The organism is Actinocorallia sp. API 0066 (assembly GCF_020991275.1).
Lineage (GTDB): Bacteria > Actinomycetota > Actinomycetes > Streptosporangiales > Streptosporangiaceae > Actinocorallia.
Window position 1 is genome coordinate 157181 of the sequence record NZ_JAJLQY010000003.1, and the last position, 20398, is coordinate 177578.

20 protein-coding genes are annotated in these 20398 nt (G+C 72.0%); 9 read left to right on the forward strand and 11 right to left on the reverse strand.

The features are described 5' to 3' along the window. Positions 1-2: 2 nt before the first annotated feature. From LO762_RS08545 to LO762_RS08580, 8 genes are all read right to left on the reverse strand, one after another. On the reverse strand, positions 3-1748 hold the full coding sequence (locus LO762_RS08545) for an acyclic terpene utilization AtuA family protein (protein WP_308103583.1): 1746 nt from the start codon (positions 1746-1748) through the stop codon (positions 3-5). Then, positions 1745-3742, reverse strand: coding sequence for a biotin carboxylase N-terminal domain-containing protein (locus LO762_RS08550; protein ID WP_230613821.1), 1998 nt, complete (start codon positions 3740-3742; stop codon positions 1745-1747). The genes LO762_RS08545 and LO762_RS08550 overlap by 4 nt, the downstream gene beginning before the upstream one ends. Positions 3743-3750: 8 nt before the next feature. Further along, entirely contained in the window at positions 3751-5349 is a 1599-nt protein-coding gene (locus LO762_RS08555) for an acyl-CoA carboxylase subunit beta (RefSeq protein WP_230613822.1), read from the reverse strand. Positions 5350-5448: 99 nt separating this feature from the next. Continuing rightward, complete coding sequence (locus LO762_RS08560; protein ID WP_230613823.1) at positions 5449-6096, reverse strand: TetR/AcrR family transcriptional regulator; 648 nt, start codon at positions 6094-6096, stop codon at positions 5449-5451. 4 nt (positions 6097-6100) lie between these two features. After that, positions 6101-6886: an enoyl-CoA hydratase-related protein gene (locus LO762_RS08565; RefSeq protein ID WP_230613824.1), complete on the reverse strand. Its 786-nt coding sequence runs from the start codon at positions 6884-6886 to the stop codon at positions 6101-6103. Positions 6887-6956: 70 nt separating this feature from the next. Further along, complete coding sequence (locus LO762_RS08570; protein WP_230613825.1) at positions 6957-7778, reverse strand: acyl-CoA thioesterase II; 822 nt, start codon at positions 7776-7778, stop codon at positions 6957-6959. A 90-nt stretch (positions 7779-7868) separates the two neighbouring features. Beyond that, positions 7869-9440: a GMC oxidoreductase gene (locus LO762_RS08575; protein WP_230613826.1), complete on the reverse strand. Its 1572-nt coding sequence runs from the start codon at positions 9438-9440 to the stop codon at positions 7869-7871. A gap of 89 nt (positions 9441-9529) precedes the next feature. Next, complete coding sequence (locus LO762_RS08580; RefSeq protein ID WP_230614468.1) at positions 9530-10885, reverse strand: lipase family protein; 1356 nt, start codon at positions 10883-10885, stop codon at positions 9530-9532. A gap of 147 nt (positions 10886-11032) precedes the next feature. Here LO762_RS08580 and LO762_RS08585 point away from each other — a divergent pair, with 147 nt between their 5' ends. From LO762_RS08585 to LO762_RS08595, 3 genes are all read left to right on the forward strand, one after another. Continuing rightward, entirely contained in the window at positions 11033-11599 is a 567-nt protein-coding gene (locus LO762_RS08585; RefSeq protein WP_230613827.1) for a TetR/AcrR family transcriptional regulator, read from the forward strand. Between the two features lie 129 nt (positions 11600-11728). Then, entirely contained in the window at positions 11729-12613 is an 885-nt protein-coding gene (locus LO762_RS08590; RefSeq protein WP_230613829.1) for a M56 family metallopeptidase, read from the forward strand. A 94-nt stretch (positions 12614-12707) separates the two neighbouring features. Beyond that, positions 12708-12926 carry a hypothetical protein gene (locus LO762_RS08595; protein ID WP_230613831.1) on the forward strand — a complete coding sequence of 73 codons (219 nt, stop codon included), beginning with the start codon at positions 12708-12710 and terminating at the stop codon, positions 12924-12926. A 55-nt stretch (positions 12927-12981) separates the two neighbouring features. On the opposite strand, the gene LO762_RS08600 is transcribed toward LO762_RS08595, so the two are convergent. Together LO762_RS08600 and LO762_RS08605 are read right to left on the reverse strand one after the other, a co-directional pair. Then, entirely contained in the window at positions 12982-13359 is a 378-nt protein-coding gene (locus tag LO762_RS08600) for a BlaI/MecI/CopY family transcriptional regulator (RefSeq protein WP_230613832.1), read from the reverse strand. Positions 13360-13697: 338 nt separating this feature from the next. After that, positions 13698-14498, reverse strand: a complete 801-nt coding sequence (locus LO762_RS08605; RefSeq protein ID WP_230613833.1) for an AraC family transcriptional regulator — start codon at positions 14496-14498, stop codon at positions 13698-13700. Between the two features lie 108 nt (positions 14499-14606). On the opposite strand from LO762_RS08605, the gene LO762_RS08610 reads away from it, so the two are divergent. The 3 genes from LO762_RS08610 (at position 14607) to LO762_RS08620 (ending at position 17917) form a co-directional block, all read left to right on the forward strand. Continuing rightward, positions 14607-15047 carry a hypothetical protein gene (locus LO762_RS08610; protein ID WP_230613834.1) on the forward strand — a complete coding sequence of 147 codons (441 nt, stop codon included), beginning with the start codon at positions 14607-14609 and terminating at the stop codon, positions 15045-15047. Between the two features lie 223 nt (positions 15048-15270). Beyond that, positions 15271-17424: an RNA polymerase recycling motor ATPase HelR gene (helR, locus tag LO762_RS08615; RefSeq protein WP_230613835.1), complete on the forward strand. Its 2154-nt coding sequence runs from the start codon at positions 15271-15273 to the stop codon at positions 17422-17424. 160 nt (positions 17425-17584) lie between these two features. Further along, on the forward strand, positions 17585-17917 hold the full coding sequence (locus LO762_RS08620; protein ID WP_230613836.1) for a YnfA family protein: 333 nt from the start codon (positions 17585-17587) through the stop codon (positions 17915-17917). Positions 17918-17932: 15 nt separating this feature from the next. On the opposite strand, the gene LO762_RS08625 is transcribed toward LO762_RS08620, so the two are convergent. Then, positions 17933-18262 carry a hypothetical protein gene (locus tag LO762_RS08625; protein WP_230613837.1) on the reverse strand — a complete coding sequence of 110 codons (330 nt, stop codon included), beginning with the start codon at positions 18260-18262 and terminating at the stop codon, positions 17933-17935. 238 nt (positions 18263-18500) lie between these two features. On the opposite strand from LO762_RS08625, the gene LO762_RS08630 reads away from it, so the two are divergent. The 3 genes from LO762_RS08630 (at position 18501) to LO762_RS08640 (ending at position 20288) form a co-directional block, all read left to right on the forward strand. Next, positions 18501-19634, forward strand: a complete 1134-nt coding sequence (locus tag LO762_RS08630; protein ID WP_230613838.1) for a Fic family protein — start codon at positions 18501-18503, stop codon at positions 19632-19634. Positions 19635-19856: 222 nt separating this feature from the next. Further along, positions 19857-20093, forward strand: coding sequence for a hypothetical protein (locus tag LO762_RS08635; protein ID WP_230613840.1), 237 nt, complete (start codon positions 19857-19859; stop codon positions 20091-20093). Between the two features lie 72 nt (positions 20094-20165). Then, positions 20166-20288 carry a cytochrome P450 gene (locus LO762_RS08640; RefSeq protein WP_230613841.1) on the forward strand — a complete coding sequence of 41 codons (123 nt, stop codon included), beginning with the start codon at positions 20166-20168 and terminating at the stop codon, positions 20286-20288. Positions 20289-20398 lie beyond the last annotated feature (110 nt).

A 20398-nucleotide genomic window follows, 5' to 3' on the forward strand; every position in this document is an offset into this window, starting at 1 on the left:
GGTCAGGTAGGCGGGAGGAGGTGGGTGGGGATTTCGGTGTGTTTGGCGCGGAGGTATTCGCCGAGGGCCTTGGCTTGGGCGTCCAAAGCGTGGTTGGCTGCCACGCCTTCGCCCAGGTAGGTGAGGATGTCGGCGCCGCAGGCGCGGAGGAGGGGGAGTTCCCAGAGGCGGAGCGGGAGGTCGGCGGTTTCGGGGAGGAGGGTGCGGAGGGTGTCCTCGGTCCACCAGGAGCGGAGCCAGCGGTAGGTGGCGTCGTCGCGGGCCCAGACGCCCAGGGTGGCTTTACCCGCTTTGTCGCCGGAGCGGGCGCCCAGGACGGTGCCCAGGGGGGCTCGGGTGGTGGGGCCCTGGGCGGGCTCGGGGGCGGGGGGTTCAGGGGTCGGCACCGGAGGGGCCGTGGTGGGGGGTGTGGGCGGGACGGTCCAGGTACGGCCGTCCAGGGTGACGGTCTGGGGGAAGTCGGCGGGCAGCAGGGTGGGCCAGAAGACCGTGACGGCGTTGCCGGGGCCGGGCGGGGCGGTCGCGTGCAGGCCGGGGTACCCGGCGAGGGCGATCTCGACGGCCGCGCGGGAGAAGCCGGACACGCGTGAGCGGTCCTGGCCGCTTACGGTGATCGTCAGCAGGGCGACGGCCTCCGCGAGGGTGGCGGGGTCGGGGCGGTCGGCGCGCAGGAGGCGGACGGTCACCCTGTCGAACGCCTTCTCGCCGCCCGGCACGCCCGCCCACAGCGCGGTTTGCGCGGCCCGTGCCTTGGCCTCGATGTCCAGGCCCGTCAGCACGAACGTCGCCTCGTTGCGCCAGCCGCCCGGAAGCAGCGCGCCCACCTTGGCGGACGCCGGGGCGGGCTCGCCGCGCACGCCCGAGATCCGGACGCGGTCGGGGCCCTCCTGGGTGAGGCGTACCGTGTCCAGGCGCGTCACCACGTCGGGGTTGAGGTAGCGGGGGCCGTCGATCTCGTAGAGGAGCTGCGCGGTGACAGTCTCGACGGTGACCGCGCCGCCCGTCCCCGGATGTTTGGTGATGACCGAGGAGCCGTCCGGGTGGATCTCGGCGAGGGGGAAGCCGAGACGGCTCAGGTCGCCCAGCTCGGTGAAGAAGGAGTAGTTCCCGCCCGTCGTCTGGGTGCCGCACTCGATGACGTGCCCGGCTGCGACGGCACCGGCGAGCGCGTCCCAGTCGTCGCGCGCCCACCCGAAGTGCCACGCGGCAGGGCCCAGCGTCATCGCGGCGTCCGTGACGCGGCCCGTCACCACCACGTCCGCGCCCGCCGCGAGCGCCTCCGCGATGGCCCAGCCGCCCAGGTAGGCGTTGACGAGCAGCGGTTCGGCGCCGAGCGGGGCGCCGGTGTCGAGGTGCGGGGCGTCCCATCCGGTGGCGCGCGCTGCCTGGAAGGCGGCGGTCACGTCGTCGCCGGTGACCACGGCGACGCGCACGGGCCGACCGATCCGGGCGCCGATCTCCTCGATCCGCGCGGCGCACGCCGCCGGGTTGAGCCCGCCCGCGTTGGAGACGATCTTGATCCCGCGCGCCAGGCAGTCGGCGAGCACGTCGTCGAGCTGCTTCACGAAGGTGCGCGCGTACCCGGCGTCGGGGTCCTTGAGGAGCTGACGGCCGAGCAGGCCCATGGTGAGTTCGGCGAGCCAGTCGCCGGTGAGCACGTCGATGGGGCCGCCGTCGACCATCTCGCGGGCGGCGCTGAGCCGGTCGCCGTAGAAGCCGCTGCAGTTCGCGATCCGCAGGACGCTCACGCCTCCTCCCGCAGGGTCACCAGCGCCGTGCGCGCGTCCACGTACTGCCCCTCCTTGACGTGCACCGCCTCAACCACGCCGTCGCTCGCGGCGGCCGACGGCCATTCCATCTTCATCGCCTCGATGATGACGAGCGGCTGGCCCGCCGACACCCGGTCGCCGGGCCGGACCCGGACGGCGACGACGGTGCCCGCGATCTCCGCGACGGGGCCGCTGCCGCCCGGCCCGCCGGTGTCCTCCGGCAGGCGGGGCACCGGCCGCCAGGCGCGCTGGCCGTCCGGGTCGTTCACCCAGACCGAGCCGTCGGCGTGCACCGCGACCCGGCAGGGCCACTCGCGGTCGCCGTCGCGGACCCGCACGCCGTCCGGCGTCAGGTCGCGCAGCCCCAGTTCACGCGGCGTGCCGTCCAGGGTGAGGCGCAGCGTGGCGGCGCCGTGCGCGGCGTCCAGCCGGTACGCGATCGGGACGTCGGCGCCGTCGGCCGCCGTCCAGACGACGGTCGGCTCGGGGTGTCCGGGGAGCAGCCGGAAGCCGGGCGGCGCGTGGCCGGTCAGCGCGTCGGCGGCGCGGCGGCGGCTGACGGTGACCGCCAGCGCGGCGGCGAGGTGGACGTGTTCCGGTGTCTCCGGCGCGGCCGTGCGCAGCTCGGGGTGCAGCTCGACGAAGTCGGTGCGGGTCGCGCCCGCGAGGAAGGGCGCCGAGCGGAGCGCGGCCACCAGGAAGTCCCGGTTCGTTGTGGTTCCGTGGAGTTCCGTCGTCGCGAGGGCGCGGGCGAGCCTTAGCGCTGCCTCGCGCCGGGTCGGGGCGTGCGCGATCACCTTGGCGAGCATCGGGTCGTAGAACGGAGTGATCTCGGCCGTCTCCGCGATGCCGTCCTCCCAGCGGACGCCGGGCGCGGTGTTGTGCCGGTAGCGGAACAGGGTGCCCGGCTCGGGCGCGAACCCGCGCTCGGGGTCCTCCGCGTAGAGGCGGACCTCGACCGCGTGGCCGTCGAGCCGGACGTCGTCCTGGCCGAAACCGAGCGGTTCGCCCGCCGCGACCTGGAGTTGCAGCCGGACCAGGTCGAGGCCGGTCACCTCCTCGGTGACGGGGTGCTCGACCTGGAGCCGGGTGTTCATCTCCAGGAAGAAGAAGCGGCCCGTGGTGTCGTCCAGGAGGTACTCGACGGTTCCGGCGCCGAGGTAGCCGAGTTCCCGCGCGAGCGCGACGGCCGTCTCGCCCATCCGGGCGCGCAGGTCGGCGTCCACGACGGGCGAGGGTGCCTCTTCGATGACCTTCTGGTGCCGCCGCTGCACCGAGCACTCGCGCTCGTTCAGGTGGATGACGGTGCCGTGCGCGTCGGCGAAGACCTGGATCTCGATATGCCGGGGTGCGGTGAGGTACTTCTCCAGGAAGACGTCGGGGTTGGCGAAGGAGGCCGCCGCCTCACGTCGTGCGCCTTCGATCGCCTCCACGAGGCCGTCCGGGCCGTCCACCCTGCGCATTCCCCGGCCACCGCCGCCTGCGGCCGCCTTGACCAGCAGCGGATAGCCGACCCCTTCGGCCGCCGTGTGCCACGCGGAAGGGTCGTCGCCGGTGACAGGCGCGTCCGGCAGCACGGGCACCCCGGCGGCCTTGGCGACCTCCTTCGCCCTGTCCTTCAGCCCCATCGTCTCGACGGCCTCGGGCGACGGGCCCACGAACACCAGCCCAGCGTCAACGCAGGCACGGGCGAACGCCGCGTTCTCCGAGAGGAAGCCGTATCCGGGATGGATCGCGTCGGCGTTGGCCGTCGCGGCGGCCTGGAGGATCCTCTCCTGGTCGAGGTAGGCCATCGTGCCGCCGAGCGCGACGGCCGTGTCGGCCTCCCGGACGTGGGGGGCGTCGGCGTCGGGGTCGGCGAACACGGCGACGGTCCGCAGCCCCATCGCGCGGGCCGTGCGGATGACACGGCGGGCGATCTCGCCCCGGTTGGCCACGAGCAGCGTCGTGACGGCGGCTGGCGCGTTGCGCAAGGCGGTCCTCACATTCGGAACGGAGCAAAACGGGTGGCTCCGGCGACCGGCGCCGAGTGCACCGCCGACAGGGCCAGGCCGAGAACGGTGCGGGTGTGGCGCGGGTCGATGACACCGTCGTCCCACAGCCGTCCCGTCGCGTAGAGGGCGCCGGACTGGCTTTCGATCATCGCCTCGGTCTGCTCGCGGACGAACCGGTCGGTCGCGTCGTCGTAGGGGCGTCCGGCGCGTTCGGCGGAGCGGCGCTGGATGATCGACATCACCCCGGCGAGCTGGGCGCCGCCCATGACCGCGATCCGGTGGTTCGGCCAGGTGAAGATGAAGCGCGGGTCGTAGGCGCGGCCCGACATGCCGTAGTTGCCCGCGCCGTAGGACGCGCCCACCATCAGCGTCAGATGCGGGACCGTCGAGTTGGAGACGGCGTTGATGAGCTTCGCGCCGTCCTTGATGATGCCGCCGTGCTCGGCGGCCGTGCCGACCATAAAACCGGTGATGTTCTGGACGAACAGGAGCGGGATGTCGCGGGCGTTGGCGAGCTGGATGAAGTGCGCGCCCTTCTGCGACTCGGGCGAGAACAGGATGCCGTTGTTGGCGAGGATCCCGACCCGGTATCCGGCGATGGAGCCCCAGCCGCACACGAGCTGCGAGCCGTAGAGGGGCTTGAACTCGTCGAAGCGGGAGCCGTCGAGGACACGGCCGAGGACCTCGCGGACGTCCATCGGGCGCTTGCTCTCGGCGGGCGCGACGCCCAGCAGCTCGTCCGGGTCCAGGAGCGGCGGTTCCGGTAGCGCCGAGGGCGGCGGGCCCGCGCGCTTCCAGTCGAGGTCGGCGACGATCTGGCGGCCGATCCGGATCGCGGAGCGCTCGTCGGGGGCGAGGTAGTCCGCGAGGCCCGAGACGCGGGCGTGCATCTCCGCGCCGCCGAGCGTCTCGTCGTCCACCTCCTCACCGGTGGCCATCTTCACCAGCGGCGGGCCGCCGAGGTAGACGGCGGCGGCGCGGTCCACCAGCACGGTGTACTCGCTCATGCCGGGCACGTACGCGCCGCCCGCCGTCGAGCTGCCGAAGACGAGCGCGATGGTCGGGACGCCCTGGGCCGACAGGCGTGTCAGGTCGCGGAAGGAGCGGCCGCCGGGGATGAAGATGTCGGTCTGCCGGGGCAGGTCGGCGCCGCCGGACTCGACGAGCGAGACGACGGGGAGCCGGTTGCGGTCGGCGATCTCCAGGGCGCGGAGCTGCTTGGCGACGGCGCTGGGGCTGATCGAGCCGCCCTTGACCGTCGCCTCGTTCGCGACGATCACACACTCGACGCCGGAGACCTGCCCCACTCCGGTGATCAGCCGGGCGCCGGGTTGCTCACCCTCCTCGTGCGCGCCCGCGAAGGCCGACAGTTCGAGGAAGGGCGCGTCCTCGTCCACGAGGAGATCCACGCGTTCGCGAGCGAGGAGCTTGCCTCTTGAGCGGTGCCGGGCGACCGTCTTCTCGCCGCCCGCGCCGACGACGGTGGCGCCCAGCGCGTCGAGTTCCGCGAGCGCCGCCACCATGGCCGCCCTGTCCCCCGTGTACTCGGCGGACGAGGTGTCGATCGCCGATCCGAGTATGGCCATGCGCGCCCCTTCCGCCCTGTCCTTCGCCCGTAGCCTGCCCCGCACATGACAAAGTCGTCAAGTACCTGGGCTGTGTTCGATGGGAGGCCGTGCGGTGGCTCAGGGGGTGTCGGCCGGGGGGCGGAGGCCGATCGCGCGGGCCCACAGCTTCGTGGCCTCGTTGACGAGGTGGTCGCGGTCGTGCGGCTGGCCGTAGAGGTACATCATCCGGCCGATGTTCTCGACCATCGCGCCGAGGAGGTGGGCGCAGACGACGGCGTCGAGGTCGGGGTCGGCCAGACCGTCGCGCTGGAGCTGGCGGGTGCCGCCGATGATCCGGTCGATGAACAGGTCGCGCACCTCAAGGAGCAGCGTCCTGAAGTACTCGTCGCGGACGGCGACCTGTTCCAGGACGAACATCATGTGCGCGTGCTCGGCGAACGCCTCAAGGTAGTGCAGGGTCGCGTAGCGGATCTTCTCCTCGGGCGGCGCCGTGTCCGGCAGCGACGCCGAGGCGCGCGACGCGGTGAACAGGGCGCCCGCCACGCTCTTGACGATCTCCTTGAAGACCGCTTCCTTCGAGTCGAAGTAGGTGTAGAAGCTCCCGTAGGCGACGCCCGCCCGCGTGGTGATCTCGGCGATCCGCGCCTCGTCGAAGCCCCTCTCCGCGAAGATCTCACGCGCCGCCTGCACGATCGCCAGCCGGGTGCGGCGGCCCCGGATGCTCGTCGGCACCGAGACCGGCTGTGACGCCTTGCGTGAAGCCACCGGCTCAGCCGCCGGAGCCGTCGGGGATCCAGGGGGCCGGGCGTTTGGAGAGCAGCGCGGCGATGCCCGCCTGACCTTCCGCACTGGTGAAGTGCCGCACGGACTCGGCTTCGAGCAGGGCGAACGCGCGGTCCGTCTCCTCCCGCCGCACGGTGCGGACCAGCCGCTTGGCGGCGGCGAGCGCGGACGGGCCGCCCTTGACGAGCGCGCCGGTGTAGCGGGCGACGGCGGCGTCCAGCTCCTCCGGCGACACCGCCCGGTTGACGAGGCCGGTGCGCTCGGCGACGGCCGCGTCGAACGGCTCGCCGGTGAGGAAGTACTCGTGGGCGGCCGCCGCGTCCATCCGCGCCAGCACCGGGACGGCGATCATCGCGGGAATGACGCCGAGACGCACCTCGCTGAACGCGAACGTCGAGGTGTCCGGGGCGACGACGATGTCGCACGCGGCCATCAGGCCGAGCCCGCCCGCCCGCACCGCCCCGTTGACCCGCGCCACGACGGGGCGGCGGTGGTCGAGGATCCGGGTGAGCACCTCCGGCATCGAGACCGGGCCGGGGCCCAGGCCGTCGCCCTGCTCCTTCAGGTCGGCGCCGGAGCAGAAGACCGGACCCGCGCCGGTGAGCACGACGACCCGGACCTCCGGGTCCCGCTCCGCCGCGTCGAGCGCCGCCGCGAGTTCGGCGAGCAGCCGCCGCGACAGCGCGTTGCGGTTCCGTGGCGAATCCAGCGTCAGCGTCGTCACACCCGCCGCCGAGGCCACCCGCACCAGCGGTTCCGTGGGCTCCACCATCGCATCCCTCCCCTTTTCTTCGGGGAGCATACTTGACAACCTCGTCATGTCCCAGGGACCTGCTCGGGGTTCAGCCCTTGAAGTAGACGAGCTGGTGCGTCGTGGCGAGCAGGCCGCCGGTGCGGGACCAGAGCTGGGCGGACTGGTCGAAGAAACCCCGGGAGAAACGGTGCGCGCGGGCCCGGCCCAGCAGGTGCGCGTCGCCGTTGGCGGCGAGCTCGGCGGCGTCCGCGAGGAAGTAGACGGTGAGGGTGACGGTTCCGGCCGGGAGGAACTGGCCCCGGCGCAGGAAGACGCGCGGGTAGAAGATGTCGGCCATCGCGGTGAGCGTCGTGAAGTCCAGCGGGCGGGACGGCTTGTCGCGGACCCACACCGTCGTCGTCGAGTCCGGGTGTTCGCCCGGGTTCTCGCCGGGGAGGGCGCCGTCGAGGAAGCGGAAGTCGTAGTTGCGGGCCCAGGCGACGAAGTCGGGGAACCCGCCGGGCGCGATGTCCTCGGGCGCGGGCACCGACGGCATGTCCGTCTCGGCGTCGGCCCAGGTGTCGCGCCGGTACCCGAACACGGCGGTCGCGGTGGTCGCGACGGCACCGTCCTGGACGAGTTCGAGCGCCCAGTGCTGGGTCGACCGGTTCGTCCGCACGGCCCGCGCCGTGATCTCGAACTCCCCGTCCGCGATCGGCCCCGCGAAGTTCACCGTCAGCGACAGCGGCTCGCCGAGGCAGTCCGGCCGCCCCTGCACCGCCGAAAGCAGCGTCGCCGCCGTGATCCCCCCGAACGGGCCGACCATGTTCATGTACTCGGCGCGCGTCCTGCCCCGCACCAGCCCGTCGTCCCCGGCCGTCAACTCGATCGCCCCGTCGAACGGATGCGGCAACGCCTCGATCTCCGTCACTCTTTTCCCCTTATAACCTGGCAAGTCCCCTTACTGTACCCACTCCCCCTTTGGCACCGACAAAGCCCTCCCCCTCGCCCGGTGCGGTGGTCAGAAGATCGTGCCGACGTCGCTCGCGACGAGCCGGGTGGTGGCCTGTTCGGCGAGGGCGGCGATGGTCATGGACGGGTTGCACGCGGCGGTGGTGCCGGGGGCCAGGGCGCCGTCCAGGACGTAGAGGCCCCGGTGCCCCAGGACGCGGCCCGCGAGGTCGCAGACGGTGCCCATGGACGCGCCGCCCAGGGGGTGCCAGGTGGAGGGGACGACGGCGTTGGTGTCCAGGAGCAGGGACGAGCGCCCGGCGATCTTCTCGGCCCTGCGCTGGAGGTGCGCGAAGAGCACGGAGTCGCCGGGCTTGGGCCAGTGGAGGACGGCGTCGTCCTTGGCGGCGTCGTAGACGAACCTGCCACGGGCCTCGCTGACGCCGTAGCCCACGAGCATCGTGGAACGCGGATTGACGGGCAGCGGTGGGAGCGACGCCTGGATGACCGTGTTGGCGGTCGCGGGGTCCGCCCAGTCCTTGCTTCCGTAGACGACGGGTCCGCCCTGCGGGGCGCCGAAGTCCTCCGCGAAGTTCGTCCAGACATAGATGCGGTCGCCGTTCGTGCCCCAGTTCGTCCCGAGGCCGTCAGGGAGGTCGGGGATGTCGCCGCGCGCCGCGGCCCGCATCAGCAGCCGTGTGGTGTTGACCGTCCCGGCGGCCATGACGAGCCCGCGCGTGGTCAGGATCTTCTTCGCCAGGACCGTCCCGTCGGTGGCGATCCGGTCGACGTGGACGGTCCAACGCCCGTCCCGGGCCAGCGCCACGCGGGTGACGTTGTGCCGGGGCGCGACGGTGACGAGGCCCGTCGCGAGGGCGTCCGCGAGGTAGGTGACGTCCACGGAGTGCTTGCCGCCGTTGTTCACGCCGAGCGCGCAGTCCCCGTTCGTGTACGAGGGCCGCATCTCCCCGGCCAGCTCCCGCCGCGCGAAGTTCCAGTCGATCGGCATCGGGATCTTCGCGACGGCGTAGCCCGCGCGTTCGGCGTTGCGCTTGAAGATCCGCGACGGCAGGTAGGTGCGGCTGGCGATGACGTCGTCCGGGGCGGTCCGCAGCCGCAGCATGCGCGCCACCCTCGGATAGTACTCGGAAACCATCCGCTGGTAGTCGAGCCCCTCGGGCATCGTCGTCTCGAACAGCTCGCGCGTCGGCTGGAGCGTCATGCCCTGGTAGACCAGCGAGCCGCCGCCGACGCCCGCGGCGCACACGACGTTCATGCCGTCGCCCGGCACCATCTCCAGCAGGCCGGTGTACGGGTCGTGCGGCCTGACCGGGACGCCGAAGAGGGTGGGCGGGACGAGGCCCATCCAGAAGGCGCGTTTGTCGAGGTTCGCCGGGCTCGGGAACGTTGTGGCGTTCGGGCCGGTCCGCCACCAGACGCCCCGCTCCAGCACCAGCGACGGCACCCCGGCCTGGGCGAACCGGAGCGCGGCGACACCGCCGCCGAACCCGGAGCCGATGATGACGAGCCGGTGCTCCTCGCGCGTCACCGGCACGGGCTTGCGCGCGGCGGCGGGCGTCTGCGCGAGCACCGGCAGCGCGGCGGCCCCGGCCAGCAGCGAACGACGGGTGACGGTGGACATGGCACTCCTCAGGGTCGAAGGCTCACGCGGAGGGGGTGCGGGCCGGGGCATCGGTGCCCCGGCCCGCACGGCGGGTCGAGAACGCGCGGTCAGGGGCGCTTCGGCACGGCCGCGCAGTTCGAGCGGGCGGGCTTGCCGTGGAGGCGGTCCGTCAGCCAGGAGATGGCGGCCGACTGGTCGGTGAGGAGCGGGGCGAAGTGGTTGGTGAGGAGTTTGTCGCCGAGGTTCGGGAGGTTGACGGGCTGGTAGGTGACCTTCGCGCCCCTGGCGCACCAGTCGGCGGCGAGGCGGCGGGCCTGGCCGTGCGGGACGATGTCGTCGAGGACGCCGGTCGCGACCCGGACGGGCCCGGACGGCCTCAGCGAGCCGAGCCGCTCACGGGCCAGGACCTTCCGGACGGCGGGCGTCGCCGCGATGATCGCGGACAGCGACCTGCCGTCCTTCGTCCACTGGCCGCTCCTGGCGAAGGCGTAGCCGAAGATGGCATCGCCCACGCACATCGTGGACAGGTCCTTCAGGGCGGCCTTGCCCTTGGCGTTGACGTGTTCGTTCACGAAGCGGCGCAGTTCAGGGTTGTTCTGCACGAGCCCGTTGATGGACCAGCCGAGCGCGCCCGCCAACGCGCTGCCGTCGATGCCCCTGATGACCTTCGCGAGGTCGGCCGGGGGCGCGCCCGCGTACGTCCCGGCGAGGCGGATCTCGGGCGCGTAGCGGGCCTTCAGCTCGGCCGCGGCCGCGCTGGCGCCGCCGCCCTGGCTGTACCCGTAAAGGCCGACGGGCGACTTGGCCGTGAGCGAGGTGCGCGGCAGCCGGAACGCCGCCCTGACGGCGTCGAGCAGCGCGTGCGCCTGGTCGAACCGCTCGGCGTAGGTGTGCAGCCGGTCGGTGGCGCCGAGGCCGACATAGTCCGTCACGACGACCGCGACGCCCTGGCTGAGCAGCCGGTAGACGGCGACGTCCTCGTACCCGACGGACATGGTCTCGCCCTCGACGAGGATGGGTTTCTCCAGCGCGAACGAGGGCGCGCACTGGTCGCCCTGCCCCATCGTGCCCGCGCCCAGCGCGACGAGCGGGCGCGGCCCCTTGCCCCGCCACGCCTTGGTGGGCTCCAGGTAGGCGCCGGTGACGGCGACCGGCTTTCCGTTGGCGTCCGTCGACTTGTACATGAGCCGGGTCGCGCGGCCCGGCAGCGGCCCGTCAACGCCGGACAGGGTGACGGCCAGGGGCAGCCGCTCGGTCCTGATCAGCGTCCCGTTCTTCTTCGGGAGCTTCTTCGGCGGTGTGTAGAACGCGGGGATCACGACGCCGCGCGACGTCACCCGCTGGTCGGGGGCGGCCTGCGCCGGGGCGGTGGAGGCGACGGCGAGAAGCGCCGTCGCGATGAGGGTGCCGGTGATCGGGAGCACCTGTTTCCGGGTGCGTCGCCGCACCGCGTGTCGCGCCATCAAGCTCAACTCATGCTCCTCGACGTTAAGTTTCCGGCGAGTAACATAAGTGATCCATTACGGGTTTTTCAAGGGCCTGGAGCTAGCCGATTGGCTAGTTCCCACCTAGCCGATCGGCTACCTGCGACGATTGCTATCGTGGCCTGAATGAGCCAGCGAAGCCGTCCCGGAGAAGCGCGCGCCCGCGTGATCGGCGCGGCACTCGCCGTGTTCGCCCGGCACGGGGTCGCCGCCGCCTCGCTCCAGATGATCGCCGACGAGCTCGGCGTGACGAAGGCGGCGATCTACCACCAGTTCCAGACGAAGGACGACATCGTCCGGGCCGTCGTCGCGCCCGCCCTCGCGCGGCTCGCCGAAGTCACCGAACTGGCCGAGCGCCGACGCGGCCGCTCCGCCCGCGCCGAGATCGTGCTGGCGGGCATCGTCGACCTCGTCATCGAGCACCGCGAGCTGACGGCGCTGCTCCAGTCCGACCGGAGCCTCATCGGGCTGCTCCAGGAGGGCCTCGAACTCCAGGCGCTGGAGCAGCGCGTCTTCCGGCTGCTGTCCGGGCCCGACCCCACGCCCGAGACACACGTCGCCGTCGTCATGGCGAGCGGGGCGCTCATGTCCGCCGCCACCGGGCACCACCTCGCCCACCTCGACGACGCGGCGCTCCGCCAACACCTCCTCAGCAACGTGCGCCGCCTCCTCCGGCTCAGAACACCGTCCTGAGGGGTGCGGGACTCGCCCTTGATTCCGGCGCCGTCTTCCGCGTAACCCGCCATCCGCTACCCGGCGCCCGGCAACAACTACTACCCTTGTAGTAGTTGTCCGCGGCCGCGATGGGGGTGCACGGGTCCCGTGACCTGGCTGACGCTCTTGCCCACGGGCCTCGCGCTCGTCCTCGGCGTCGCGCTCGGGCGCGCGCCGCTCCCCCTGCACCCCTCGTGGGCGGGCCGGGTGCTGTGCACCGTCGCGGGCACCGCGACGCTCGCGACGGTCGGCACACTCCTGTTCGTCGCCGTCAACCACGCGGCGACGCGCTGGCCGCACGCCGCCGACCGGCTGCCCGAGTGGGCGCTGTTCGGCGACGAGGAGCCCGTGTCCGCGCTGCTCGGCTTGGGGGCGCTGCTGCTGCTTCTCGGATGCCTCTTTGTGGTGGTGCGGCTCGGCGCGCACTGGGTCGCCGAGGTGCGCGCGGCCCAACGGCTGGCGCGGCCGCTGCCGACCGACGTCCCCGTCGCGCTCGCGGTGCCGGGGCGCCGGGGCGGGGTGCTCGTCTCGCGCGGGCTCGTGGCCGCGCTCAGCCCTGCCGAACTCGACGTCGTCCGCTGGCACGAGGCGTCGCACCTGCGGCACCGGCATCACCGCTACCTCGCGGTCGGGGCGCTGGCCGCCGAGCTGCTGCCGCCGCTGCGGCCGCTGCACGACAGGCTGCGCTTCGCGCTGGAGCGCTGGGCCGACGAGGACGCCGCCGAGGCCGTCGGCGACCGCGCGCTCGTCGCCCGGACGATCGCCAGGGTGGCGCTGCTCCAGCCGCGCCGGGACCCGGGACCGCTCGGCGCGTTCGCGGACGCCGGGGTGGTGCGGCGGGTCGAGGCGCTGCTGGGCGGGGCGCCCTGCCGGAACCCGATCGCGGGGCCGGTGGTCCTGGTGGGCACCGGGCTGGTGTCGGGGGCGCTCGCGTTGACGGCGCTCCAGCTCGACCACGCGCTCGACCACGCCCTGGACCTCACCGGACGCTGAGTTCTCCCGCTCACCCCGCCCTTATTCTACAGACGTGTAGAATACTTACCGACGCGCGTCGCCATCGAGTCAAAACCCATCGGAAAGGGCGTACATGGCTTCGATCGACCTGACGAAGGTGCTGGACAAGGCGTGGTCGGACAAGAGCCTGCCGGAGATCCTCGCCGCCCCCGTCTCCGCGCTGAAGGGCGTCTCCGACCGTGACGGCGAACTCCTCAAGGAGGCCTTCAACGTCACCACGGTCGCCGACCTGGCCAACCTGAAGTACGTCCACTGGGCCCAGGCCCTGGCCGCCCTGGCCCCGGCCAAGTAAGCCACCCGAGGGGCGCGCCCGAACCCACGGCCGCGCCCCTCCCCCACCTCCCCCGTCAGGCGGGGCGGTCCGGGTTGGCGGTGCGTTCCAGGAGGGTGCGGAGGGTCTCCTCGTCGCCCTCGGTGAGGCCGTTGACGAAGCGGGCCAGGACGGCGTTCCGGTCGGCCTCCCGGTCGAGGATCCGGCGCATGCGCAGGGCGGCGAGGTCGGCCTCGTCGGCGGTCGGCGTCCACAGGAAGAGCCGCCCCGACTTCTCCCGCGTCACCGCCCCCTTGGCCAGCAACCGCGTCAGAATCGTGATCACCGTGGTGAGCGCGGCCGGACCGCCGAGCCGCTCCCGCACCCACGCGGCACTCACCGGGCCGGGCGCGGCACACAGCGCGCCGAGCACCGCCGCCTCAAGCTCCCCCTGCCCCCGCCGCCCTTCCGTCACGCGCGCTCCCCTCACCCCGCCCAAGCGAATGGTCCATCGTAGTCAGCCCCGCCCCCCGATGCGTCGCCGCAAGCCGCAGACGCCAAGCGTCCGGTCCGGCCACGCGGCGGGCGCGGGGAGGGCGCGGGACCACCGGCCGTCGCGGGTCCGGCGGGCGGCCACCGAGAGCCGCGCCCCGGGCACAGCGCGTCAAAGGCAGGCGAATCCGCGTTGGTTCCGTCGCGCATGGCGCCAGCCGGACGACCTCTGACCTGCGCCGCGCGGGGTCGCGTCTTCGGGCGGCCCCGCGGCGGGCGCCGCCCTCCCGCGCGCCGACCCTGGTGTGGCTCCAAGGAGGATCATTCAAGGGCCAGGGCCGTGCGGAGGTGGGAGGGGGGTTGGCCCAGGTGTTGTCGGGTGGTTCGGGTCATTTCGGCGTGGTCGGCGAAGCCCAGGTCGGCGGCGAGGGCGGCCAGGTCGCGGTGGCCGTCGGCGAGGGCGTCGAGCATCCGGCGGACGCGGAGTTCGTTGCGGTAGACGGTGATCGTCCGGCCCGTCACCCGGCGGAAGACGCGGCTGAGGTGGTGTGGGGACGCGCCGACGGCGGCGGCCAGGGCGGGGAGACCGAGGCCCGGACGGTGGTGGAGCGCCTCCTGGGCGTCGGCGACGAGGGCACGGTGCGCGGCCCACGTCGCCGGGCGCGGCCTTGGGCCCCGGACGCCGTCGCCGTGCGGCAGGGCGGCGAGCAGCAGGAAGATCCGCTCGGCGGTCTCGGTCGCGTCCGCGCCGCGCCGGACCGCCGCCAGGAGACGGCGGTGCTGGAGGTCGAAGACGGCGTCCGTCCTGAGCAGCCAGTCGCGCGCGCGGCAGGCCCGGGAGGCGTGCGTGTCGTAGGCGTCCGGGGAGAGGCGGATCCAGGTGAGGCCCGCCGCCTCTCCCGCGATGCGCTCCTCGACGCCCGCGCGCGCGACATAGCCGCCCGTCGCGTCCACGAACTCCTCGCGGCCGAGCGCCCTCCGCGCGAACCAGCCGGACCTGACGAGGCACAGCGCGTCCGAGGGCTCCGGCGCCGCCTCCGACCAGCCGCCGTGCGGTGGGGCGTAGGCGATGTCAGCGAGGACGATGCCGCCGGTCTCGGCGAGCCGCCGGGTTCTGAGCATCGTGCCTCCCGGGGATCGAGCACCATTCCACAAGGAGGCCGCGGCCGGTGCTCACGAGGATGGTCGTGTCCGATCTGACACGAGATCAGTGCACCGGAGGCCCGCGTTATGCGCAATGTCCACAACCGGCGGTCGGCCGCCTCGTTCGCCGCGTCCGTGCTCGCCCTCGGCGTCCTGGCGGCGCCGTCCGCCGCGGCCGCCGCGCCGGCGCCGGAGACCTGCAACCCCGGCTGGTACGACGTCGGCGACTACCTCACCGAGCGCGTCTCGCCCTGGTTCACCACCACGAGCGACATCGGGAACCTGCCGCGCCGGATCCAGTTCAAGCAGACCTACGGCAACGTCTACCAGTACGTCACCTACGAGTGCGCCGTCGGCCCGCGCACCACCTTCCCGACCGGCAACATGTACCGCCTCCAGCACTACCCGAACACGATCACGCCGTGGATGTGGTCGAACAAGGGCGAACAGCACCGTCTCGGGAACCGGGCCAGGACCTGCATGGGCTACGACCAGTACGCCTGGGTCTGGCGGGTCTGGTCCTGCTGACGGGCCGTGCGCCGGGGCTCGGACCTTGGTGGCGGCGGGGGCCGTCACCGGGGATCCGGGCTCCCCATCGTCGGCGGGGGTTCGGCCTCCAGGGGCGGGGGCGGAAAGGGGCTCAGCCACTTCTCTCCACCTCTAACGTATAGCGGAGTGGGGGGCTTGCGGCAAGGGGTGGGGGATGCCCCACAATCGTCGGCCTGGGCGGATTCGGGACGACGGGGGAATCATGGCGGGCAGTGTTTTTGCGCTTTCCGAGCAGGTGGCGGGCAAGGCCGATCCGGAGTTGATCGGGGCGGACGAGCGCTACTTCGCGGTGCTCGCGGAGAGCCTTGACGGGGCGATCGCCGAACTGTCCGAACGGCTCGACGCGGCGCGGCGGGAGCCCGGCGGGCTGGGCCAGGCGGCGCTGGACCGGGATCTGGAGATCCACCGGCTGGCGGCGCGGTTGCGGACGCTGCGGCGGTTCGGGCTCGACCTGTGCCTCGGGCGCATGGTCGGGGCCGACGGATCCGAGCCCGTGTTCGTCGGACGGCTCGGGCTCACGGACAAGGCGGGGCGGCGGCTGCTGCTGGACTGGCGCTCCCCCGCCGCCGAGCCGTTCTTCGGCGCGACGCACGCCCAGCCGATGGGCCTGGCGAGCCGCCGCCGGTACCGGTGGACGCGCGGACGGATCAGCGACTACTGGGACGAGGTTTTTACGCCCGACGGGTTGGAGGGGCACGCGGCGCTGGACGACCAGTCCGCGTTCATCGCCGGCCTGGGCGGCCACCGGTCGTCCAGGATGCGTGACGTGCTCGGCACCATCCAGGCCGATCAGGACGCGATCATCCGGGCCGGGTCCAAGGGCGCGCTCGTGGTGGACGGCGGCCCGGGGACGGGCAAGACCGTTGTCGCTCTGCATCGTTCCGCCTACCTCCTCTACTCCGATCCGCGCCTTGGGCAGCGCAAGGGCGGCGTGCTGTTCGTCGGCCCGCACCAGCCGTATCTCGCGTACGTGGCCGACGTCCTGCCCAGCCTCGGTGAGGAGGGCGTGCAGACGTGCACCCTGCGCGACCTCGTCCCCGAGGGGGCCGCGGCGGCCGTTGAGGCCGACCCTGAGGTGGCCCGCCTCAAGTCCTCGGCGGATCTGGTGAAGGCGATCGAGACCGCCGTCAGGTTCTACGAGAACCCGCCCGCCAAGGGCCTGACCGTCGAGACCCACTGGGGCGACCTCCGGCTCACCGCCGACGACTGGACCGAGGCGTTCAACGCGCCCGACCCCGGCACCCCGCACAACGAGGCGCGCGACCGGATCCTCGACGAGCTCGTCACCATCCTCATGGACAAGGACACCGGTGACGCCCCGGCCGAGCCGCTGCGCAGGTCGCTGCTCCAGCACCGGGGCCTGCTCATGGCGCTGAACCGGGCCTGGCCGCTGCTCGACCCGGCCGACCTCGTCGGCGACCTGTGGTCGGTGCCCGCCTACCTGCGGATGTGCGCGCCCCGACTCGGCCCCGACGACGTCCGCCGGCTCCAGCGCGCGGAACCGCACGCCTGGACGGTGTCGGACCTGCCGCTCCTGGACGCCGCCCGGCATCGGCTCGGCGACCCCGAGGCGTCACGGCGCAGGCGTAAGCAGGAGGCGGCGCTCGCAGCCCAGCGCGCGTACATGACGCAGGTCGTGGACACCCTCATCGAAGCCGTCCGACACGTCGACCCGGCCGAAGAAGGCGAGGGCCTCGTGACGATGCTGCGCGGCCAGGACGCCCAGGTCAGCCTGGTCGACGAGACGGTGCTGCCTAACACCGACCCGGACCTGCTCGCCGGGCCGTTCGCGCACATCGTCGTCGACGAGGCCCAGGAACTCACCGACGCCGAATGGCAGATGCTCCTGCTGCGCTGCCCCACCCGGAGCTTCACCATCGTCGGCGACCGCGCCCAGGCCCGGCACGGCTTCACCGAATCGTGGCGCGACCGCCTCGAACGCATCGGACTCCCCGACATCACGCTCACCTCACTCACCATCAACTACCGCACACCGGAAGAGATCATGACGGCCGCGGAACCCGTCATCCGGGCCGTTCTCCCGGACGCCAATGTCCCCACGTCCATCCGCAGCACCGGCATTCCCGTGCGGCGCGGCCGCATAACCGACCGTGACACCATCCTCACCTCCTGGCTAGCCTCCCACCCGGAAGGCACCGCCTGCGTCATCGGCGACCCCACCTTCCAGCCCCGGCCCCGCGTCCAGTCCCTGACCCCCGAACTGGCCAAGGGCCTGGAGTTCGACCTGGTCGTCCTGGTCGATCCCGGTTCCTTCGGCACCGACGTCACCGGCGCGGTGGACCACTACGTGGCCATGACCCGAGCGACCCGGCACCTGGCCGTCCTCACCCCCTGACCCCGCCCGCCCGGCGTCGCACCGCGCGCGGACGCCCACGTCACACCCGCCGCTTGACCTTCGAGTCGACGCGAAGGTCTACCCTCGTCGCAGGGCCACCGGCAGCGGGCGTTCCGCGGTGGCTTCTGCCTTCCGCCCCCTTGATCAAGGAAGAACCATCGTGACTGTTGTGCGGTCGATCGTCCTGTTCGTTGCCGCAGCGCTGTTCGAGATCGGCGGGGCATGGCTGGTCTGGCAGGGGGTGCGTGAGCACCGGGGGTGGATCTGGGCGGGCGCCGGGGTGATCGCGCTCGGTCTGTACGGGTTCGTCGCGACGTTGCAGCCGGACGCGAACTTCGGCCGGATCCTCGCGGCCTACGGCGGTGTCTTCGTCGCCGGTTCACTGGCCTGGGGCATGGTCGTCGACGGTTTCCGACCCGACCGGTGGGACGTCGCAGGCGCACTCATCTGCCTCATCGGCGTCGCCCTCATCATGTACGCCCCCCGCACCTAGCCCCCTCAAGGTTGGCTACCGCACCCGGATAGCACGTTCGGCCAAACTCTGCATCCCGTCGAGGGTCGCCCCGGCGGCCTCCGGTGCGCTGATCTCGACAACGAACCCGGCTTCGGTGCGGTCGAAGCCAAAGCCCAGAAAGGCACAGCACCGCTGCTCCGCAGCGAACAGCGCCCGAATCGCCACCTCCCGAGCCCCGTCAGCCTCGAACGTCAGGCGAAGGCTCAGCGGCCCACGGACCACACCAGTAAGCGCCTCGGCGTACAGGGTCTCAAAGTCCGTCAGCCGCTCGTACATGGCGTTCGGCGACAGCGTGCACACGATCGGCAGCTCGGATCCGGGCATGACAGGCTCCTCATCTCTTCACGAACCACCCCGACGGCAGCCCGCGAAGACGACGGTAAGCCGGTACCCAAGTACCGGATGCAACCCCGACGACTCACGGCACGAGCAAAAAGCAGTGGTCCTCAAGCACGGCGATAAGGCGCGGGCTGGTACCCAGCGCCAACCGCGCCCCGCGCGACCTCGCCTGGCTGATGGCGGGCGTCCTGACGTAGTGATTGCGTCAATGCATTATTCTTCTATGCTGTTTCCCACTCCCTCCCTCGACTCCGCGGATCAGAAGGTCCTCGAAGAGGTCGAGCAGATGCGCCACGAGTTGCGCTGTCAGGTGCGCACTCCCGCGAAGTGGACGGATGGCCTGCGGAAGTTCCTCACGGCGGACGCGGTGGCCGCCTCCAACTCAATCGAAGGCTTCCGCGTGTCCACCGTGGATGTCGCCGATCTTATGGAAGGAGAGCACGACGTCGAGGTCTCCGACGAGGACCGCGCGGAGACGCTGGCCTACCAGCGCATGACGACCTACATCCAGACGCTCCACGACGTGGCGGACTTCTCCTACAGCAAGGGACTGCTGAACGGGCTTCACTGGATGCTCCAAGGACACCGCCACACAGCGCGTAAGCCCGCGGGTCAGTGGCGTAGGGGCCCTGTGTATGTCACGGACGCACGCGATCCGGGTATCGCCGCCTACACCGCACCGGACGAGTCGGAAGTCCCGGCCCTGATGTCGGAACTCGTCGCCTGGCTGAACTCCGACGAAGAGGTACACCCCCTGGTACGGGCCGCCATGGCGCACCTGCATCTTGTGTCGATTCACCCGTGGGCCGACGGGAACGGACGGATTTCCCGCTCCCTCCAGACTCTGATGATCGCCCGGGAAGGGGTCCTCGCCCCTGAGTTCTCCTCCATCGAGGCGTGGCTCGGCCGTCCGGGCAACACCTGGGAGTACTACAAGGAACTCGGGGCCCGCGGCGCCACCTATCTCCCCGACCAGGACGTCCACAGTTGGGTTCGCTTCAACCTGACCGCCTACCACCAGCAGGCCCAGACCGTCCAGGCCCGCCTCGCCCGCTCCGCCAGGGTCTGGACGGCCCTCGCCGACTTCGTCGCGTCCGAACCGTTCGACGAGCGTGTCGTCTCCGCCCTCCACGAGGTCGCGATGGCCGGACGCGTCAGGCGTCTCCGTTACGAGAACGCCGAGGCGCTCACCACCCAGCAGGCACAACGCGACCTCCGCGAACTCGTCGCCGCGGGCGTCCTCACCTCCGTCGGCCGCACCCGCTCCCGCTACTACACACCCGGCCCACGCTTCCCCGACCCGCCCCTCACCCTGGCGAACACCCCGATCATCCTGAGCCCCCCATACCAGCCGTGACCGACCGACCGCGCGGGTTGGTTGAGGATGGCGTCGGGTTCGTCGCCGCGTTGGGCGAGTAGCTTTGCAGTGCCGGGGGTGGTGTCGGGTGGCCGGGGCGGTGATTTGGGGTGGGGGTGGGGTTTGCTTGTGGGAGATTGGCGGGGCAGGCTAGAGTCCGGCGTCTAGGGGGCCGGGAGTTCGGTCGGCAACGTCGGTGTGGCGCGCTGGAGAGGGTTTGGCATGAGCGATCAGCATTCGTCGAATTCGTCGCCGTCGCTGCTCGGGTTCCTGGGAACGGGCGCGACGCTCATGCGGACGCTGCGGCACCACGACCCGTCCGCGCTGCAGGCCGACGAGTGGAGCACCGCCGACCACCTGGACGGCGACCCCACCGAAACCGCCGAGTCCCTCCACATCTTCTCCAAGCCGAGAACCCGCGACCTCACCCCCAACCTCCACGAGGACTTCGAGCCCTGACGGCCGCGGAACCGCGGCGTTGAGCGTTCAACGCCCGTCGTCTCCGCCAGGGTCCCGGCCTATCCTGCCGTGGTGACAGCGCGCCCCTCCTGGCGTTCCGGCGCCTATCGGCACGTGTTGATCGAAGACAAGCGTCGTGCCCCGGCGGGCGACCTCATCAGCGAACTGGCGGCCGCCGAAGATGGGGGTCTTTGAAGCCGGGTCGAGCTGGAATCCATGGTCTTTCTTCTCCTGCTCGGCCATGTAGGAGCGGATGGGGTGGTGGGCGTCAGGGAAGTAGTCTACTATTTTGGTCGATATTGCAG

What these genes read in the sequence shown, in the direction of transcription:
- LO762_RS08555 (WP_230613822.1), bottom strand. Translation starts at nt 5,349, where the DNA reads ATGGCCATACTCGGATCGGCGATCGACACCTCGTCCGCCGAGTACACG.
- LO762_RS08565 (WP_230613824.1), bottom strand. Translation starts at nt 6,886, where the DNA reads ATGGTGGAGCCCACGGAACCGCTGGTGCGGGTGGCCTCGGCGGCGGGT.
- LO762_RS08575 (WP_230613826.1), bottom strand. Translation starts at nt 9,440, where the DNA reads ATGTCCACCGTCACCCGTCGTTCGCTGCTGGCCGGGGCCGCCGCGCTG.
- LO762_RS08580 (WP_230614468.1), bottom strand. Translation starts at nt 10,885, where the DNA reads ATGGCGCGACACGCGGTGCGGCGACGCACCCGGAAACAGGTGCTCCCG.
- LO762_RS08585 (WP_230613827.1), top strand. Translation starts at nt 11,033, where the DNA reads ATGAGCCAGCGAAGCCGTCCCGGAGAAGCGCGCGCCCGCGTGATCGGC.
- LO762_RS08595 (WP_230613831.1), top strand. Translation starts at nt 12,708, where the DNA reads ATGGCTTCGATCGACCTGACGAAGGTGCTGGACAAGGCGTGGTCGGAC.
- LO762_RS08605 (WP_230613833.1), bottom strand. Translation starts at nt 14,498, where the DNA reads ATGCTCAGAACCCGGCGGCTCGCCGAGACCGGCGGCATCGTCCTCGCT.
- LO762_RS08610 (WP_230613834.1), top strand. Translation starts at nt 14,607, where the DNA reads ATGCGCAATGTCCACAACCGGCGGTCGGCCGCCTCGTTCGCCGCGTCC.
- helR (WP_230613835.1), top strand. Translation starts at nt 15,271, where the DNA reads ATGGCGGGCAGTGTTTTTGCGCTTTCCGAGCAGGTGGCGGGCAAGGCC.
- LO762_RS08625 (WP_230613837.1), bottom strand. Translation starts at nt 18,262, where the DNA reads ATGCCCGGATCCGAGCTGCCGATCGTGTGCACGCTGTCGCCGAACGCC.
- LO762_RS08630 (WP_230613838.1), top strand. Translation starts at nt 18,501, where the DNA reads ATGCTGTTTCCCACTCCCTCCCTCGACTCCGCGGATCAGAAGGTCCTC.
- LO762_RS08635 (WP_230613840.1), top strand. Translation starts at nt 19,857, where the DNA reads ATGAGCGATCAGCATTCGTCGAATTCGTCGCCGTCGCTGCTCGGGTTC.